Source organism: Limnohabitans sp. B9-3, assembly GCF_002778325.1.
GTDB classification, from domain to species: domain Bacteria; phylum Pseudomonadota; class Gammaproteobacteria; order Burkholderiales; family Burkholderiaceae_C; genus Limnohabitans; species Limnohabitans kasalickyi.
Window position 1 is genome coordinate 53,675 of sequence record NZ_NESI01000008.1, and the last position, 18,240, is coordinate 71,914.

Genomic DNA, 18,240 nt, shown 5'->3' on the forward strand with positions numbered 1-18,240 from the left:
CGGGGCGTTTGCTGGGCAAGCAACGGCTGATTAGCAGTTAGCGATGCAAACTTGCACAGTGCCTGTGCCTGAGTTGGTCGTGGTGTACACAGGGTCTGCTTTGTTGGCAGACACCGAAGCAGCCACAGCCACAGCGGCAACGGCAGCAGCAGCCACACCGACGGTCACGCCAGCCACAGCAGCACCGGCTGCTGCACCCGCGCCTGCGGCGGCACCAGCGGCAGAGCCTGCGGCGCTACCCGCTGCGCCACCAGCAGCTGAACCCGAACCTGCAGCTGCGCCTTGTTGCTGTGCAAATGCGACTGGAGAAATAGCCAAAGCGATTGACAAGAAGAGTGCGGAGATTTTCATGGTGAAGTCCAGTTGGTAAAAATGTGGATTTATTTTAGGTGGTTTTGTGAAGTTATTGTGAAAACTCATCGAAATGACATGGCTCAGCCTGTGTTTATGCAACGCATCATTTTGAAAAATTACAATCAGCGTTTTACGTTTGGTCAATATGCCCCACTACCACCTCTACGCCATCGGTAACGCCTTGGTCGATACCGAGTACGAAGTTTCTGACGATCTGCTGCACACCATGGGTGTGAGCAAGCGGCACATGACGCTTATCGACGCACCGCAGCGCACCGAGCTGTTAACCCACGTTCAAGGCTTGCATGCCCGTCGCACGGGCGGTGGCTCTGCGGGCAACACGGTGGTTGCCTTGGCGCAGTTAGGCGGCAAAGCGTTTTACTCATGCCGTGTGGCCAACGACGAGCTGGGCGCTTTTTACGCCCAAGACCTGCAAGCCAACGGCGTTGCCACCAACCTCGCGCACACCCAAGCGCAACATGGCCAAACAGGCAGCTGCATGGTGCTGGTCACCCCAGATGCCGAGCGCAGCATGTGCACGTTCTTGGGCGCCACCGCCGAGCTCGATGCCAGCGCCCTGCACCCGCAAGACATTGCCAAATCGCGCATTTATTACATGGAAGGCTACTTGGCCGCCTCGCCCACAGGGCTGGCCGCTGCGGTTCAAGGCCGGCAAATCGCCATTGAGCACCAAGTGGCCACCGCCCTCACGCTCAGCGATGTCAGCATGATCAACTTCTGCCGCGCCGGCCTAGAAGCCATGATGGGCGATGGCTTGGACTACCTCTTTGCCAACGAAGAAGAGGCCCAAACTTGGTGTGGCACCACCGACCTCGACGCCATCAACACGCAACTGTCGAAACTGGCGACCACCGTTTGCCTGACGCGCGGCCCCAAAGGCAGCATCGTCGTTCAGGGTGAGCAACGCACAGAAGTGCCCGCCGTGCCCACGAAGGCGGTGGACACCAACGGCGCGGGCGACATGTTTGCCGGGGCTTTTTTGTACGGCATCACCCACGGCCAGAGCGTCGCTCAAGCGGCGGCCTTGGCCAATCGGGCGGCATCGGCTGTTGTTAGCCAGCACGGCAATCGGCTGACGGCTGAGCAACTTCAAGGCATTCTGCAGGGGTCAGACACCTGAGTTTTAGCGATTAGGTGCGAGGCTCCATTTTGGTCATGAGGGAACCGGCCCCAACTAATAAGGTCAGTGCGATTGCCAGGGGTTGATGACTTGAAGGCCATCTATGCCTTCAAAGTCTTTGGTATTACGGGTCACGAGCGTCAAGTTTGCAGCTAACGCAATGGCGGCGATTTGTGCATCTGCTGTATCTATGGGCCTGCCTGCCATCTGGCGTTGTGCTTTGACCATGGCGTATTGCGCTACGGCGAGCCCACCAAAGTCGATGCATCGGCCCAAAAAATCTTCTTCAAAAATTTGGCTTGCGGCAAGCGCCATGGCTTGGCGGCGCTTGCCCGCAGGCAAGAGTGCGATACCGGTCAAGATTTCAGCGTGCGTGACCGCGCTGGTTTGCAGGTGGTTGACCGTTTGCTCCGAAAACCAGGTCAATACCTGCGGGTCTGGTTTGTCACGCATGAGCTCTGACAAAACGTTGGTGTCGATGAGGGAACCCCTGCTCATGGCCCGAGCTCAGGGCTGGCTGAAATCGGGCGCTGGTCTGGCTGACGTGCGCTCTGGCAAGAGTAAATCGTCACCGCCAAGCCCTTTGAAGCGTTGATGGATGCGAAGCGCAAAGTCCAATCCATTGACTTGGCTGGCGTCTGTGGCCAAGGTGCTTTGCAGAATGTTGCGCACTTCTTGCTCCATCGACAAGCCGTGCCGTGCTGCGCGCATGCGCAGACTGGCCTTGAGGTTTTCGTCCAGGTTACGAATGGTGATGCTGCTCATGTGACGCCTCCCCGATTGATTGCAACGATTGCATTGTAATCAATTGGGAGGTCTGCCCCCGATTTACCAACCCTGATTCACCCTGACATGGGCAAGCAAGTGGTCACCGGCGTACATCACAACGCGTTTGACGGCGTCCATGATCTGGCTATCGCTGAATTTTGATCTCTTCAAGTAGAAGCTCTTCCATTGGAAAAAATGCTACATCTCACGTCTTTGATACTAGGGACGATTACCCAAACACTGGCTTGTCTTTGTGGTCATACGCCGCCCGCCCAAAGCTCTTGAGCAACCTTCACTTCGTAATCATTGACCAATTTTTTGAAGTGCGTATAGATCTCATCCATCTTGACATTCAGACGGATGCTGGCAAAGCCCTCATCATTTTCATCCACCGGAATCAGCCCGGTGACGACGCACTTGAAATGCTCAGGATCTTTGTGCCTGATGGGCTGATAGGCATCGATGGCCGCAAAGATGTCTTTCAAGGTGTAACCATGGTCACGGGTAAGAATCATCAAATCAAAAATATCTCTTGACCTGACACGGTCATACACGACGATACTTTTCATGGCCAAAAGTCCATCCAAACCCAAAACGTCGAAGCCCCCTTTGACAATCTCCAGCTTTGGGGATGACTTCAAGAAGTCACTTTTCAGCCGAGGTCTGTCTCCAGCATTTCCTGCCTGAATTGCGCTCAGGCCTTTGCTGATGTTGCCCAGCATCCGGGTCACACAGGCACGTGTCATTTGCCCGAACTCACACCGCTTGAACACGCGCTTGACTTTGGGAACACCGTAAAAAAAGCACAGCCGAGCCACGTCCTCAAATTTGTGTTTTTCGAGCACCTTTCCAATCAACACATCGTCACGCATGTTTGGGTTAGACCAGTCGTACGCGCCAGATAGTCCTAACTTAACGGACTTGCGCGGCGCATTGGATTGTTGAATGGCCACATAAAGCCAAGCCGGAATTAAGCCAGCGAAGCTGTCAATATCGCCCTGCGGCCAGTCAACTGTGGCTTGCTTGATCTCTGTGGTTGTCAGTTCCGCTACGCCACGGTTCCAAAGCGTCAACAACACCCTGCCCTTGGGGCTTGAGGCCAGTTGGACTTTTCGCTGACTCATTCGCCGGAACTGCAGCGTATGCCCTCCAGCCTTGACGGTGCGTGACACACCAGAGGTCGGCACCACCAACTCATCATGGGGTTCAGCGTTTGGCGCAAGACCGACACGCTCGCCCGTCTTTTGCGCCACCGCACGGGCCACTGTCTGCGCCTCCACACTTTGACCTGCCAACGCGTACAAGCCCCTGGCCACTCGCACAATAACGCCAGCCTGCATCATCCTCAATAGCGCTTGGTCGATGGCTGCTCGGGTGCCCGCCAACCGCAAGTCTGCGGCAGAAAACACCGCTCCATCAGGCTTAGCTGCGATGGCTTGGCGAATGGCTTCAGATGTGCGCATGTCAGAAATTATGCATGTTTTTGGAATTTATCAAACCGGCAAGTCATCCGCTTTGTTCGTAGCCACCTGCCCGTCGCCACCATGGCCGAAAGCTTTGAACATCACAAACAATTGGGATCTGACCCCAATTGATACTTTCTGAGACTCCAGATTTTTCGCTAACTCAATTACTTTGTTTTGATCTTCCGTAGCCTTAGCAATCACACGCGAATAGATCTTCTTTTTCTCTGCTGAAGAAGCATCACGCACAAATCTAGACAGAGATGTATCTGCCAAAAGATGCTGATCTGATCTGAAGAAACTAAAAAACTTGGCCATGTTTTTCCTACTTCTGGGGGGCAGTTCAAATCTGGGGCGATTCAAAACACGATCAGGCAACGATGCGGAAGTCCGTACCCATAGCAATTGGACGGACGTGCCGGTTCTCGCGCCTCATCTCAACAAAGCCGTAGTTGGACATTGTCTTCAATGTTCGCGAAAGGTTGCCTGGCTTGCGTCCAGTGATATCAGCCAAAGAGGAAATGGACTGTGGTTTTGAGTTCTGAATGACCTTCAGCAAGGCACGATTGTCATCACTCAAAACCTCTGCCAGAGACCGCATTGATGTAAACCAGATCTTGGGGTCGGTTGATTTTGGTTTGTAATCGCCACGAGCGATAGACAACATTCGCTCGCGAATTTTCTCTTGCGGCAAGATTCCAACAACGATTGTCTTCATGACTTCCTAGCCTCCTTCAGCACACGATCGACTTCAACAAAGAAGTCGGATAACAGTTGGTGTGCATCCTTGAACTCGTAAGGCACACCCTTGTCGCTGACATGCCGATGTTTGTGGTCATACGGCAACCTAGTACCGGCATACTTGAATTTCTTGGGCGGCTTAACCGCATGGGCATTGTCGTACCCAAGAATTCGTTTGCCATAAGGTTCGTGCAATGTCAGCGCATAACGAACCCCATGCGGAATGTCTTTTGAGACTGGGACAACCCAAGCCTCGATCTTGATCCAGTACCCATCCCCTTGATCAATGATCTGATCATGGAGATCGGTAAGAGTGGTTATGCCGAGATCTTCACGCATGACTAAGTGTATCAGCCGTTGATAAAGTTTACAACTAAGGATCTGGCCCCAATTATTCCTGCATCCCTCGAACCAGCAACCAAGCCCCCACCACCCGCACAGAGGCGCCGGGCCACAGCAGCAATGCGCCACCCGACAGCACCACAAAAGCAAAAGCGTGTTGCGCTTTATCCCACCAATCAAAGACCGGAAATTGCAAGTGCTGAATGGGCAGCAAGGCCAGCACCGTTACGGCCAATATGGCCAGCGCCCAAATCACAAGAGCAAATTTTCTAAACGGCATTGACACTCCAAAACGACAAAGCAGCCAGAGGCTGCTTCGATTGTTGAATTTACATCACTTGTTGTCACTCACTCCCACCTCAATTGGCCGGCCTTTGGACAACACAAGCCCCTTAAGTAGACAAGGAGCCCGTAGGCTCCTTGAACATCACAAACAATTTGGATCTGACCCCAATTACGGTGCTATATCCGTAATAAATTCACGCCTTATTTAGCAAATGCTCTAAATGACGGTTCTTAAGGCGAACGGGTAATTCCCTTTGAACGTAATCGGCGATCGATTTCTTGCTCTGCTGTAACAAGTCGAAATTCATCATTAAACCGCTCCTTAATCAATTGAACAAACCGAAGCGAGTGTTTGCGGTATGGCATTGTCCCCCGTCGCCTCTTGTGCAGACGGCGCAACAAAAACTAGGTTCAGTGGGTCACCACGTCATCGTTCTGCAAACTTGGGCGCCACTGCCCCCGAGACTCTTTGACCACGATTTTTTGCTTCACCAGGCGCTCGACAGTTTTAACCCGCTCGAGTGCCTTGGCCATCGCATAATTGCCATAAACTCTCAAAATACGACTTATGCGTCCATGGCTAAATAATTCAAATGGCCCTTTAGAGTATCGGGTGGTATTGGCAATCCCTTGAAAACTCGCCACACCAGCCTTGAAGAAGAAAATATCACTACCCAAATAGTGATGAATATCACAGCAAAGTATGTAAACATAGACTGATTTTCAACATACCAAGCCTCTACCTGCCCTTTGTAAGGGGCAATAACCTTGTCGTAGAAATTTACATTGTCCGCATAGTCAGCCAATATGTCTTCTTCTCCCCTGAAGATGACTGACCCAATTCCTGAAAGCCCGGGTCTTACTTGGATGATTAGTTTTTGTAGGTTCATCGGGAACGCTTCGAAGTTCTTGCGCGCTTGGGGGCGAGGGCCCACGACACTCATAGATCCAAGCAGTATGTTTAGTAATTGGGGCAACTCATTGATCTTGGTTCTGCGCAAGAAATGGCCCATAGGTAGTACCCTTGGATCATTTTTCACAGTAACCGTGCCTGTGCCGACATAAGGACTGTTCTTCAACATGGTGGCGAACTTGTAGAGCTTGAACGGCTTGCCGTCCTTGCCAACACGCTCCTGCAAAAAGAAGATTTCGCCCTCACCCGTCAGGCGTAGCATCAAGGCAATGGGCAGCAGAAGCGGCGCGAGGACCAACAGAGCCAAGCCTGAGAAAAAGATGTCGAGGAACCTCTGCACAGTCACATCCTTTGATCTAGGTATTTGCCCGTTTCTAGATGGGCGAAATCCGGCAACATCTCGAAGAACATCTCGACGAGTTGGCCCTTGGTCCAGCTTCCGCTCGAGCGCAAGGCGTTCACGTCCCTTTCAAAGCGCAGCAGTTGGCCGTCATCGAACTGCGCCTCATTACGGATGACCCCGACGCTCGTTAAGCGGGACATGTCTAAGTCCTCCTTATCCGTAAAGAACTCTTCGAAGTCTTTCTCGCCCGTCGTGTCGCTGTTGAAGAAATAGCAGGGCCACTTACGCTGGCTGATGAGCTCTTCGGCACGCCCGCGGGCCTCGTCCTCGGTTTGGCACTCATAAGGCTCGTAGCCAAGGCCACGCAAGTATTTTTGGGCGATCTCCGAGAAGGTGATGAGGTGGAGCTTCTCGCTCAGCTTGGGGAAGAAAATGTCGCGGTTCTCGCCAAGCATGGCCGAGAGCAAACAAAGCTCGCCGGACTCCTGCTGGGTGACGAAGTACCGGCGCACGTCACATGGCGCCGATATCGGCTGGCGCTTGGCAAAGCGCTGGTTGAAGCCATGCAGCAACGAGCCGTCGGAGAAGGCCACATTGGCGAACCGTGCCATCGAGATGGACTGCGTCAGGCTCTCCCTCATCAAGAACAGTTCCATGATGCGCTTGCTGGCACCCATCATGTTCACCGGGTTGGCTGCTTTGTCAGTCGACACACAGAAGTACTTCTTGGCGCCACCGGCCTTGGCCATTCGCAGCGTGCTCAAAGTGTTGAACACGTTCACCTGGATCATGCGCATGAGAGTGAACGGGTCCTTCTCGCTGCGGACGTGCTTCAGCGCTGAGAGGTTGAAGACGTAGTCGTAAGGGCCCTCCACCTGGAAAAGCGCTGAGAACTCGGGCGAACCGCAATCGATGGCGAAGGTGCGGAAGTCACCCTTTCCGTAGCCGATCGTGCTCCTGATATCTCGCACCAGCTCCACCATGTTGTTCTCGCTGATGTCCACCACATGCAAGGCGGCCGGATCGCGCTTGAACAACTCGCGCGTCACGGCCTGGCCGATGGTCCCGGCACCACCGATCACTAGGCAGCGCGCGTTGGCGAGCATGTCGCGCAAGGCAGACTCATGAAGAGAGATGTCTTGGTCAAAGAGGGGCTCATGTCGGCCCAAGAGGTTCAAAGCATTCAAAACAGGATCCTTCTCATGATTCAAGCAGCTTGGAAAGCTCGGCAGGTGGAGGCGGCACACGACTCAGCAGGCGCTGATGCAGACCGGAAGAGGGTATCAACACGACCAGTACGGTGGTGAAGATCAGCTCGAAATAGAGACTCACCGACTGGTTTAGAGCGAACCAGTGCTCCACCTGCCCCTTGTAAGGGGTAATGACTTGGTCGTCGAAAGCGATCGGATCGTTCACCTTGGACAGCAAGGTTTCTTCGTCGCGGAACAGGATCGACCCTACGCCGGAAAGGCCGGGCCGAATGGTGTCTATACAGACTCGGTCGTCGGGTCGATAAAAGTTGTAATAACGTAGAGTTTGGGGACGAGGGCCAATCAAACTTAGATCGCCTGCAACGATGTTGAGCAGTTGTGGCAATTCGTTAAGCTTGGTCTTGCGCAAGATGCGCCCCAGTGGCAGCACTCGTGGGTCGTTTGGCAGTGTCAATTCTCCGGTCCCCATGGCTGGGCTGTGCTTCATCATCGTGGCGAACTTCAGCAGATAGAACTCACGCCCTCCCTTGCCGAAGCGGACCTGCCGGTAGAAGACCTCGCCTTCGCCAGAAAAGCGCAGCGCGATGGCAACCAACAACAGCAGAGGAGAGAAGACCAGCAGCGCGGCCAGCGAAAAGAGCAGGTCGAGGCCACGGATGACCAACAGGGCAAGCGAAGAAGCGCCTCTTTCTTGCTTCACGCTTGGTTCTCCTTCATCTGCCGCACCACCTGTTCGACCTCATTGATCACCTGCAGCCGAGTCTGTTCGAAAAATGCGGCACTGGCCGTGGCCAGTCGAGACTCCTCGGCACGAACCTTGGCGACCTCAGCCTTGAACATCGCATCAAATGCCTCTCCACCGGTGGCCTGTGAAGGATGGCAGAAGCTACGGGACAGGATCACACCTGTCGAACCCAGGCGGAAATGCTCGGCCAAGATGCGCTCGGCCGGAGGCACCAAGCCGCCAATCCGGGCCATACCACCAAAGCCGAACGTGATACCAGCCGCACGCAGTTTGAAAGCGATCGCGTCAACACCGCCATCCGCCAAAAACTCGAACATGAAGGTCGTACCCCGCTCAATGTGGAGGTCGTTCAACCCGATATGCACAAAATCGATGCCTAGCACCGCCAAAATGTCATCCAGGGCCGCGATTGCGTCCATCGTCTCGAGCAGCAGGCAGGTCTTCGCTCTCCCGGCGACCTCGCTGATGAAGGCTGAGACTTCGGTGGCCGTCGTGAAGAACGGCAACATGATGATGTCTGCACCAGCTTGCACCACGTCCTCGACCTCTTGCCGACTCCATTCACCCCAGGGATTGATGCGCACCATCAGTTGCGAGTGCGTAATGGCTTGGCGCATGGCCAGCACATCTTCGAGCGTGTGGGCCGAGATCACGGTGTCCCGATTAGCCTGGCGGTCCGACTTGCCTCGGTACTCCATGTCCACGAAGATCCAGTCGACCCCCGCGTTCTCAGCGACCCGACTAACCGCCGGATCTTTGGTGATGTACAAAAGGCGCATGCTCACTCGAACGTGTAGGTGTGAAAGATATCGTCGAAAGTTTCGCGACGCTTGACCAGCTTGTAGCGATCGCCATCGCCTAGCGGCTCGACGATAGCCACGTTAGGCAGGATAAATGGTGGTTTCATGACAACAGAGTAAGCGCCAACATCGTCGAAGGCGATGAAGTCGCCAACAGACAGATTGCCGCTGAACTCTTTGTACAGATAATCCCCTTCGATACAGGTGTAGCCACCGAAATAAGCGCCTGTCATTTCAGTTCGATCCTGCGCGGCAGGGTCAGGGAAGCACTCGATCGGTACATTCTTACGGTTGGGGTTCGGGTTGATGTTATAGGAACTACCAGTCAATGAGACTATCGTCCGCCCACGCACATGCTTGATGCTGTTAACCTGACATACGTACTTCATCGCATCCGCCACCAGGGCAGTGCCTGGTTCGATGATTAGCGTGGGACGGTGGCTGCCGCCCACTTCGTCGAGGTAGCGGGCGAATGGCAATGCTGCCACGGCCGCATAGTCTTCGAACGCGGGGATCGTGACCGGGAACTGCACCTTGAGATCATCCGGCATGTGACCGTACATGCCACCACCGAGACTCACATGCGTCAAGTCGGCCAAGCGGTGGCGGAAGTGGCGATCAATCACGGCGATCATGCCCTCGGTGCGGTTCTTCCAACAGTCCAGGCTCCGCGTTGCAAAGTGGCAGTGCAGGCCAACCAGCTTCAGCTTTGAATGCCCATCAATAAGAGCCACAGCGTCCAAGAAAGCCTGGCTATCCGTGTCAAAGCCGAAACGCGACAACACACCATCGTGTACCTCGAAATTGCAGCGCAGACCCAACTTGAAGGGCTCGCCGTCGTGCTGGTCGGCCGAACGCGATATGCGTTGCAACTCTTCCCACGAATCGATGTTCACCGTGCCGCCCTCATGAAGAAGCGCAAGCACATGCTCGTGCTCCTTGTAGGGACCATTGAAGAAAACCTTATGAGCGGACACGCCCAGTTTGAGAGCCAGCATCATCTCCATGCTAGAGACCACCTCTGCGTAGCCCCCCAACTGGGACACCAGCGCGCAATACCGGGGCACATAGTTGGTCTTGTATGAGTAGGCGATCGTCGTCTGCGGATAGTGAGCGCGGAAGGCATCCGTGAGGTGCCTGAAGTTGTCCTGAAAGCGGGGGGCATCCAGCAGGTAAAAACTGGGACCATGACTGCCCGATACGAGCTCGAGAAAAGAACGAGTTAACTTCATATGTGTAAATCAGAATTTGATTAAAAACTTATATATGTCATGTACTTAATCAATTAAAGTACGGCGGTGCACAACAGTCCGCCATTCGGGATGCACCAACGTCTCCCCGGATGAAACCTCAAGATAACCCTTTAACAATGATGACGTGACAGGACCTGGTTGTCCATTACCCAAGACATAGCCGTCCACGGAAACAATGGGGGAAATCTCGGCGGCACTGCCACACAAGAACACTTCATCTGCCAAATAGAGTTCAGTCCGATCCACTTGACGCTCTAAGACCATCATGCCCGCTTCGCGAGCTAGTACCATGATTGTGTCGCGCGTAATGCTCTCCAACACGGAGGATGTCGTAGGCGGTGTCACCAATTGGCCATTCCGCAGCATGAACAGGCAAGCGCCCGCCCCCTCAGCCACCTTGCCGTCACGTCCCAAAAAAATGGGCACGTCATACCCATCATGACGCGCCTGGAGGTGCGCGTAGCGGCCGTTAATATAATTGGCTCCAACTTTTGCACGCGGAGGTAAAGCATTGTCGTTGATACGCTCCCAAGAAGAAATACAGGCTTTTAAGGCCGGTATCTTGTCCAGCCTAGTACGTGGTTTAGCCATGGGGGCCACAAACATAGAAACAGGCTCACAAGTGTTCCAAGTTCCTTGTCCATCGCCGAAAATCGTCATTCGTACAGCCGTATCGGTCTGGAAGTCATTGGCTTGGATGGCTTGCTTCATGAATAACTCGATCTGGGCTGGCAGATATGGTGAAGGAAGTCGCAGAAGTCGGCAAGACATCATCAATCGTTCAAGATGCTCATTCAATCTGAATGCATAAAGTTCGCTTTTATCTTCATTCCAGTAACAGCGTATGCCTTCAAAGACATTCAGACCGAACTGCGCCATCGGAGATAGTACGTTGACCGTTGCTTTGCTCTGACGAATGATCTCGCCTCGTATCCAAATTAGATTGTCATGCATGGTGGTTGTTTTTTTTAATTTTCTTAAGGAAAAATCTTTTTTTGATGTAGTGATTATAAATACCATTCAGAATATAGCTTACCATCACCCGACTACGTGTAAGCCAAAAAATATTATTAATAGAAAGTACGTGATTAAATGACTTTAGTTGAACCCACTTGTTACTTGTGGATCCTGCTGTATTGTACTCAACATAACATTCATCAATAGAACGATACCTAAATTCAGGACTACGAGCCAATGCATACCAATAATCGATATCTTGCGAAAATCTTATATTTTTAAAACGATTACTGGACAACAATTCTCGCGTTATAACTACAGTAGAAGTACCAATGCCTCTACGAATAAAAATATCTATCGGTCTATCAATAAAAGCCGGCGGCTCAATGATAGCCAACGCATTATCAAACTTATAGCCAGTTGCGACAAATGTTGCACCCAGTTTAATTGCATTTATCTGTGCCTCAAGCTTGCCCGGCAACCAAAAATCATCCGCATCTAAAAACGCAATCATTTGGCCAGCAGCAGCATCAAGACCTAGATTCCGCGCGCCACCAGGACCTCGATGTCCTTTGTTTTTTAAAACACAAACAATATTATTAGATTCTTTACTCAGTCGCTTCCGTATATCTTCCTCAGCTATAGCACCATCATTGCAGATCAATATTTCCACTCCACCAACTACACCTAGATTATTTAAAACTGAATCAACCGACCTTGCTATCATATCGAGTTCACGATAAAACGGAATTATTACGCTTAATTCAATTATTTGCATCATGGAATTTATTTAATGTTAGCATTTGGATTTGTTAGAAATATGAAATACTCAAAATCAATACAATGAGCCAATCATTTTAAAGACCTTAAAGATTCACACCACTTTACGATTGCGAATTTTAGTATTTTCAAAACGCAACAACAAAATAATAAGCACGAGTGGTGCTGCATAAATTAAAAATTGCTTACTGGCGGCATAGACTCCACTCCTCATTCCAAAAGCAATCAATTGCGAAAAAAATACAGCATATACAAATATATAGATAATTTTAGATTTATTTTTAAGAAGCAAATAATAAAAGTGTTTTAAAATGCTCAAATACACCACCATAAATACAAGAGCACCCACAACCCCAAAATCCCAGTAGCCATCCATCGGCAAAAAGTAACCATGGCCTCCTCCTTGAGTAAATACCTCAGGGTAATACCAACGAACAAAAGTCTCATTACCAAAATAAGCCTCTCTATTCATCATAAATCTTGGTATAAAAGACAAAATTGAATCTAGCGCATTTCCACCAAAACGGACACCAGTAGCATCCACTTCGCTGATTAACTTGATAAAGTTAGCCCCAGCCATTAACTCGCCTGATTTATCGAGTGCAAAAATTGTGATGCCATTCTCCAATATATAATTCGTCACAATAAAAATCATTTCAAACGGATCAGATGAAACTCTGGCAATAGAAATCAAATTAAAAATAACATAGCCAAATATTGAACATAGAAGAACGTATACAATATTTAAATTTGCAACAAAGTAATGTCGAACAATGAGTAGGAAAAATATGCACGTGACCAAACTGGACCTGTCACCAGCGAGAAAATATTTGACCAACAGCAACCCTATAATAGAAACAGCAAATAATCGTAAATGATTTTTTTTACTCTCAACAATCAAAATATAAACACTTAAAAATAGTATTCCTATTTGAGCAAATATTTCAATAAATTCAGTCAGCCCAGATGTAGACTGCCCTCTTTTGTTTACATTGTAATCAAGCACCCTATCACCATAACTACTAATCCCAATGGGATTCAACTCACCAACCTGCAACATCAATAAAGCAAGTAAAATTAACAATGCCAAGCGAATAGATCCACGCTCTAATTTAAGACCACTATTATTAGCAGGCGCAAAATCCTGAATCTTTTGGTTCGAAAAAATATTATTTACAAAAGATAGAGTAATTTGGATAAATAATGAAACCTTGCTGAACTCTAACGCATGACTAATGTTAATATAATCACCTTGCGGAATGAACCTCGCCTCAGCGACAAACATTAAAGCCGCTGAAGAGTACAGCAGGTGTAATATTGACACACCATGATATGGATCAAAGACATCAAAAGTTCGACCGCTGCCAAGTAGGTATATTGATATTTGAATAAATAAAAAGTATGGCGTAAACGATGCTAAACCTTCATAGTCAGTTATAAAGCTTAAATAAACAATAACCACTACCAATATTACAAGTAAAATTATATTCTTAGTGAATATTTTTTTTACTAATTTTTTAGATTTTTTATTATTCAAAATTAATTTAAATTATAAAATTAACATTATACAATTTATTGATGATTTATATCAAAGATAAAAGTGACGAACTATCTCTGCTTATATCATTGCAATTTGGAAGCATATCCATTCTAACCACCAACTTCATGTTACAAAAGGCACATGCAGCTGTCGAATGGCGAACAATACTAATTCATCATCTTTTGAAAGCTAATCAACAGACACCCTAAAAGTCGCATTACCACTCATTAGTATATATTTCACCACTTACTTGAATTCGTTTTTACCTTACTTCCTAATCTCGCCTAACAAATCCTTTTTTCAATACTTTTCTCACTCAGATCATACAGATTTATATATTTTTTAGTAGATTTAAAAATATCAAATTCATTTAATATTTCATTGTAATTTTCATTTACATTGCTAGACAAGACTTCCATAATTGCCTTTGCAATTTCAGCTGGTTCATCATTAGTGACTTTGCATGTTTTGTAATTGATAGAAATTTCACGCAGATCACTTACATCAGTCGACACAAATGGTAAGCCGCAAGCTAAGGCTTCTTTTATCGAATTCGGCCAACCTTCGTGCGTTGAGGTGCAAAGCACTAAGTCGCAGGAGTTGATAAATATTGGCATATCATTATATTTTAATCCAGTGGCTACTTTAAGTTTGACCTCCGGATATTTACTCTTAACTATCTCTATGGCAGCCCTTGCCAAATCTAACCTCTTAACCGGATTTTTTTCATCTAACGTATTAAACAACACCCATTCACTTTTATAATCATCGCTCCCGAGCATAGAGCGAGATTCAACCTGATTCATTTGATGAAAAGATGAAACATCAATTGGATCAGCGATTATAGTTTTTTTGATTTTATCGTTAAATTCTGTCAATTCACTAGCCATTCGTTTAGACATAACAATAGCATGCGAACACTTATTTAATGCAAGTCTAGTTAAAGTTGTTGCCACCAAAGAATGAATATACTCCTTAACGTTACCGCCCCGGTATTGATGCCAGTCCGACCCTCTAATAGTAATAATATATGGCAGCCCTAGTTTTGAAGCAATATATCCGATTAATGAGCCATATTGTGCATGTACTAATTCATATCTTTTTAACTTCTTTTTAAGCTGAATAATTTCAATAAATAATGAAAATATATTTCTCCTACCATTAATATAATGCATATCAATATGATGCCCAGACTCTTTCAATCCATTATAAACAGTCCACATAAATGGCCCCATACTTTTCCTATCTTCTGGCCAGTTATGAATCCATAATATTTTCATATGATCATCTTTCAGATTTCAGTGAATCAAGCTTCAACCGAGCATTATTTTCATCATTTCCATTAATAAATCTCTTTTTTATGAATTTAGCAGGCACTCCACCCCATATTTCGTACTCTGGTACAAATCCTTTAACTACGGCACCAGCAGCTAATACAGCTCCAGTTCCAATAGTTGATCCTTTTAAGATAATTACACCTGCACCTATCCAAACATCATCACCAATTTGAGGTGGATGTATTGAATCAATGCTAACAGTTTCCTTTGCTGCGTTCAAGGCGTATGGTGAAGTTGTCCATTGTTTGTAGTTGTGCTCAGAGGGTCCGATGCATACATCATATCCGATTGAAGTATATTCCCCAATTGAGCCGGAGTGAATCACGCCGGAATTGATATAAGACCCTTTGCCTACAAATACATCTTTGGCTATCAATGCATTTCCAATATATGATGCCAAGGCAATATTTGCATATGGACTTATCTTTGCGCGATAGTCTAGTCTTACACCATGAATCGATGCCTTGAGCCATCCAACTGCATAATATAAAGTTAAAGCACAGGCATTAATTATATTTCGAAACAATTGCTTCACTGTACCCCCAAAAGGGAAGGATATGACCATTTAAGCAACTTTTTTGACATGAATAACAATACCACAAATGCAATGACCTCAGTAAACATAATAATAAAAGCCGCTGAAATTACTCCCAATTTAGGAAAGAAAGAGAAAAGAACCACCAACGATAATGACTTAATTATCAATGAAAAAATATAGTGGTTTGCCCCCCCTCGTGATAAACAAAGATTAAGCATTGGCCTCAACGCAGCACTTAGTGGTAATGTAGACAATATTATAAATATTGGGGCAATAGCATCGTGTAATTTACCTCCTGTTACTAATGTCAATATTACATCAATTCCACCCATTGTTACTAAAAATACAATTAATGAAAATAGATAAGTGTATCGCACTGCTTTTTTATAAGACATCCGCACATCTATCTTGGCGTCCATAATTGTCCATTCTTTATAAAGTCTTGGTCCAATTATGTTAGGAATCAATAATGCCGCACCTTGAACCAGCATACAAATACTTATAATACCCATTTCATATTCTGAATATCCATTCATTCTCATGGTCTTGTATAACAGAAGCGGGAAAAGATATGGGAGTATTATCGTCCCAAAATTTGGCGCCGACAACATTACTATTTGCCAGAAACTTAACTCCTTAACTTGGTGAGTTGAAGCAATATTATTCGAATTATTAAAAAAAAATAAATGCCAAGGTATACCAATCGTAGCAGTCAATAAAAGTATTGCAACCAAGTAAATACTATATATATCCTCTTTAAAATTAATATCACTCACCCAAAAGGAAACTAACAAGAAAATGGGTAGACTTGCAGTCACTACATCAAACCCTGTATTTGTAGATAGAGCTAAATATATACCCCTATAAATAAAATAAATTGATAGCAGCACCGCTGACGCATATATTATTACCGCATCCTGTGTACTATTCCCGATAATTAACTTATTAAAAATTTTAAAATATACAAAGCCACAAAAAACACCAATGCATGATGCAATACCAACACATGCAAAAATAGACTTTAAAATTCTTTTTACTGACTGCCCCTTTGCATGTATTAAGTATGTTACAGACGAAGGAAAACCAAAGGCTAAAAATGCCGCCAAAAACTCTGTATTAGCCTTTAGTTCTGCCCAGTAACCTTGCCCATCAATGCCCGTCTTTCTCGAAATCACCCCAGTCAGTAATATTGAAGTTAATGCACCCACCCCTTGTATAACTATTGTTTTAAGCATTCGTAGTTATTTATTTAAGCACTTTAAATATCAGCATTTCTATAGCCTTTATAATCAATCAATCCCAAATAAATCACGTGTATAAACCTTATCCGCCACATTCAACAATTGATTGCTCATTCGATTTGCTATAATAATATCTGTTTTTGTTTTAAATTCGTTTATATCTGCAATCACTTCTGAATCATAAAAATTCATCTCTTTCAAGTTAGGCTCGTAGATAATTATAGTAATTCCTTTCGCTTGAATTCTTTTCATTATCCCTTGAATGCTTGAAGCACGAAAGTTATCTGATCCTTCTTTCATAATCAAACGGTAAACACCAACCACCTTAGGGTTACGGCGTATTATTTCTTCAGCGATGAAGTCTTTACGAGTCGTATTGGATTCAACAATAGATTGGATAAGATTCTGAGGTACATCACGATAATTGGCAAGCAACTGCTTCGTGTCTTTGGGTAGACAGTACCCGCCGTATCCGAAGCTTGGATTGTTGTAATGGTTGCCGATACGCGGATCGAGACAAACGCCGTCAATGATCTGGCGCGTGTCCAGCCCATTGGTGGCTGCGTAGGTGTCTAGCTCGTTGAAATAGGCAACGCGCATGGCGAGGTAGGTATTGGCAAAAAGCTTGATGGCCTCGGCTTCGGTGCTGTTCGTTAGTAGCACGGGCACGTTGGCTTTGATGGCGCCTTGCTGCAAGAGGGCAGCAAATGCGTTTGCGCGTTCACTTTGCTCGCCCACCACGATGCGGCTGGGATGCAAGTTGTCGTGTAGGGCTTTGCCTTCGCGCAGAAATTCGGGGCTGAAGAGCAGGTTGGACGTGCCCAGTGCCTGCGCAGTTTTGGTGGTGTAGCCGACGGGCACGGTACTTTTGATCACCATCACCGCTTGCGGGTTAATGGCCGACACGTCCCGAATAACCGCCTCGATGCTGACGGTATTGAAATAATTGGTCGTGGGATCGTAGTCTGTCGGAGTGGCAATAATCACGTAGTCCGCTCCCTCGTAGGCCTCGTTCTTGTTTAAGGTGGCCCGCAGGTTAAGAGGCTCGTGGGCCAAGTAATGCTGGATTTCTGCGTCTTCGATGGGCGACTGCTTGCAGTTGATCATGTCAACTTTGTCAGCGATGATGTCGAGCGCAACGACTTCGTTGTGCTGAGCCAAAAGGATGGCGTTAGAGAGTCCGACGTAGCCGGTGCCCGCGATGGCGATTTTCATTGGGTAGTTTTTTTGGTCAGTTGATCGCTTAGCCGAAATGCGCCAGATGTCATGTAATTTAGATTTTGTCGACGCCGTTTGCGTTTTTAAGCTTGGTGTTTTGAATCTGAAAATTGTTCTAGACCTTATCGCCGTTTAGTGCCGTAGATCCTATAGCTAATGCGAATGCACAGAAACTGCTTGGAAAAGCCTGTGCGAGAGCGCGGCCACAGCCGAGTGCCAGAGCCACCACAAAGAATAACGGGTGTAACTTGAATCATTTTTTTAAGCGTC

Annotated in this window: 21 protein-coding genes and 1 pseudogene; 1 reads left to right on the top strand and 21 read right to left on the bottom strand. The window is 47.5% G+C overall.

From position 1 onward, the window contains the following. Window positions 1–30 precede the first annotated feature (30 nt). Window positions 31–351: a hypothetical protein gene (locus B9Z42_RS16290; RefSeq protein WP_158235959.1), complete on the bottom strand. Its 321-nt coding sequence runs from the start codon at window positions 349–351 to the stop codon at window positions 31–33. Between the two features lie 148 nt (window positions 352–499). On the opposite strand from B9Z42_RS16290, the gene B9Z42_RS12525 reads away from it, so the two are divergent. Then, a complete protein-coding gene (locus tag B9Z42_RS12525) occupies window positions 500–1,495 on the top strand; it encodes an adenosine kinase (RefSeq protein ID WP_100133746.1) in 996 nt (331 codons plus the stop codon). 63 nt (window positions 1,496–1,558) lie between these two features. Here B9Z42_RS12525 and B9Z42_RS12530 read toward each other — a convergent pair whose 3' ends face one another. From B9Z42_RS12530 to B9Z42_RS12625, 20 genes and pseudogenes are all read right to left on the bottom strand, one after another. Then, window positions 1,559–1,993 (bottom strand): type II toxin-antitoxin system VapC family toxin, encoded by a 435-nt coding sequence (locus B9Z42_RS12530; RefSeq protein ID WP_100133747.1) that lies wholly within the window; start codon window positions 1,991–1,993, stop codon window positions 1,559–1,561. Window positions 1,994–2,002: 9 nt separating this feature from the next. Continuing rightward, window positions 2,003–2,260, bottom strand: a complete 258-nt coding sequence (locus B9Z42_RS12535) for a hypothetical protein (protein ID WP_100133748.1) — start codon at window positions 2,258–2,260, stop codon at window positions 2,003–2,005. 260 nt (window positions 2,261–2,520) lie between these two features. Then, window positions 2,521–3,672 carry a type IV toxin-antitoxin system AbiEi family antitoxin domain-containing protein gene (locus tag B9Z42_RS12540; RefSeq protein ID WP_143474091.1) on the bottom strand — a complete coding sequence of 384 codons (1,152 nt, stop codon included), beginning with the start codon at window positions 3,670–3,672 and terminating at the stop codon, window positions 2,521–2,523. Window positions 3,673–3,756: 84 nt separating this feature from the next. Beyond that, window positions 3,757–4,044: a hypothetical protein gene (locus tag B9Z42_RS12545; RefSeq protein ID WP_100133750.1), complete on the bottom strand. Its 288-nt coding sequence runs from the start codon at window positions 4,042–4,044 to the stop codon at window positions 3,757–3,759. Window positions 4,045–4,096: 52 nt separating this feature from the next. After that, complete coding sequence (locus B9Z42_RS12550; RefSeq protein WP_100133751.1) at window positions 4,097–4,444, bottom strand: transcriptional regulator; 348 nt, start codon at window positions 4,442–4,444, stop codon at window positions 4,097–4,099. Continuing rightward, window positions 4,441–4,806, bottom strand: coding sequence for a DUF6516 family protein (locus B9Z42_RS12555; protein ID WP_100133752.1), 366 nt, complete (start codon window positions 4,804–4,806; stop codon window positions 4,441–4,443). The genes B9Z42_RS12550 and B9Z42_RS12555 overlap by 4 nt, the downstream gene beginning before the upstream one ends. 52 nt (window positions 4,807–4,858) lie before the next feature. Beyond that, window positions 4,859–5,089, bottom strand: coding sequence for a hypothetical protein (locus tag B9Z42_RS12560; RefSeq protein WP_143474092.1), 231 nt, complete (start codon window positions 5,087–5,089; stop codon window positions 4,859–4,861). A 571-nt stretch (window positions 5,090–5,660) separates the two neighbouring features. Further along, window positions 5,661–6,347 carry a sugar transferase gene (locus tag B9Z42_RS12565; RefSeq protein ID WP_100133896.1) on the bottom strand — a complete coding sequence of 229 codons (687 nt, stop codon included), beginning with the start codon at window positions 6,345–6,347 and terminating at the stop codon, window positions 5,661–5,663. A gap of 2 nt (window positions 6,348–6,349) precedes the next feature. Further along, complete coding sequence (locus tag B9Z42_RS12570) at window positions 6,350–7,456, bottom strand: UDP-N-acetylglucosamine 4,6-dehydratase (protein ID WP_199172065.1); 1,107 nt, start codon at window positions 7,454–7,456, stop codon at window positions 6,350–6,352. 94 nt (window positions 7,457–7,550) lie between these two features. Further along, the gene (locus B9Z42_RS12575; RefSeq protein WP_199172057.1) at window positions 7,551–8,261 is read right to left on the bottom strand and encodes a sugar transferase; all 711 of its coding nucleotides are present in this window, start codon (window positions 8,259–8,261) and stop codon (window positions 7,551–7,553) included. Continuing rightward, window positions 8,258–9,085, bottom strand: a complete 828-nt coding sequence (locus B9Z42_RS12580) for an aldolase/citrate lyase family protein (protein ID WP_100133755.1) — start codon at window positions 9,083–9,085, stop codon at window positions 8,258–8,260. The genes B9Z42_RS12575 and B9Z42_RS12580 overlap by 4 nt, the downstream gene beginning before the upstream one ends. A gap of 2 nt (window positions 9,086–9,087) precedes the next feature. Then, entirely contained in the window at window positions 9,088–10,338 is a 1,251-nt protein-coding gene (locus tag B9Z42_RS12585; RefSeq protein WP_100133756.1) for an alanine racemase, read from the bottom strand. A 45-nt stretch (window positions 10,339–10,383) separates the two neighbouring features. Continuing rightward, a complete protein-coding gene (gene ilvE / locus B9Z42_RS12590; RefSeq protein WP_199172059.1) occupies window positions 10,384–11,379 on the bottom strand; it encodes a branched-chain-amino-acid transaminase in 996 nt (331 codons plus the stop codon). Beyond that, the gene (locus B9Z42_RS12595; protein ID WP_100133758.1) at window positions 11,306–12,097 is read right to left on the bottom strand and encodes a glycosyltransferase family 2 protein; all 792 of its coding nucleotides are present in this window, start codon (window positions 12,095–12,097) and stop codon (window positions 11,306–11,308) included. Before B9Z42_RS12595 ends, ilvE begins: the two co-directional genes overlap by 74 nt. A 93-nt stretch (window positions 12,098–12,190) precedes the next feature. Continuing rightward, window positions 12,191–13,633, bottom strand: coding sequence for an O-antigen polymerase (locus B9Z42_RS12600; RefSeq protein WP_158235960.1), 1,443 nt, complete (start codon window positions 13,631–13,633; stop codon window positions 12,191–12,193). A 287-nt stretch (window positions 13,634–13,920) separates the two neighbouring features. Further along, complete coding sequence (locus tag B9Z42_RS12605) at window positions 13,921–14,916, bottom strand: glycosyltransferase (protein ID WP_100133760.1); 996 nt, start codon at window positions 14,914–14,916, stop codon at window positions 13,921–13,923. A 4-nt stretch (window positions 14,917–14,920) separates the two neighbouring features. Beyond that, window positions 14,921–15,538 (bottom strand): DapH/DapD/GlmU-related protein, encoded by a 618-nt coding sequence (locus B9Z42_RS12610; RefSeq protein ID WP_100133761.1) that lies wholly within the window; start codon window positions 15,536–15,538, stop codon window positions 14,921–14,923. Continuing rightward, window positions 15,505–16,746, bottom strand: a complete 1,242-nt coding sequence (locus B9Z42_RS12615) for a hypothetical protein (RefSeq protein WP_100133762.1) — start codon at window positions 16,744–16,746, stop codon at window positions 15,505–15,507. Before B9Z42_RS12615 ends, B9Z42_RS12610 begins: the two co-directional genes overlap by 34 nt. Before the next feature lie 54 nt (window positions 16,747–16,800). Beyond that, complete coding sequence (locus B9Z42_RS12620; RefSeq protein ID WP_100133763.1) at window positions 16,801–17,967, bottom strand: nucleotide sugar dehydrogenase; 1,167 nt, start codon at window positions 17,965–17,967, stop codon at window positions 16,801–16,803. A gap of 170 nt (window positions 17,968–18,137) precedes the next feature. Further along, a pseudogene (locus tag B9Z42_RS12625) lies at window positions 18,138–18,227 on the bottom strand (sugar phosphate nucleotidyltransferase); the annotation flags it as partial. Window positions 18,228–18,240: the final 13 nt, after the last annotated feature.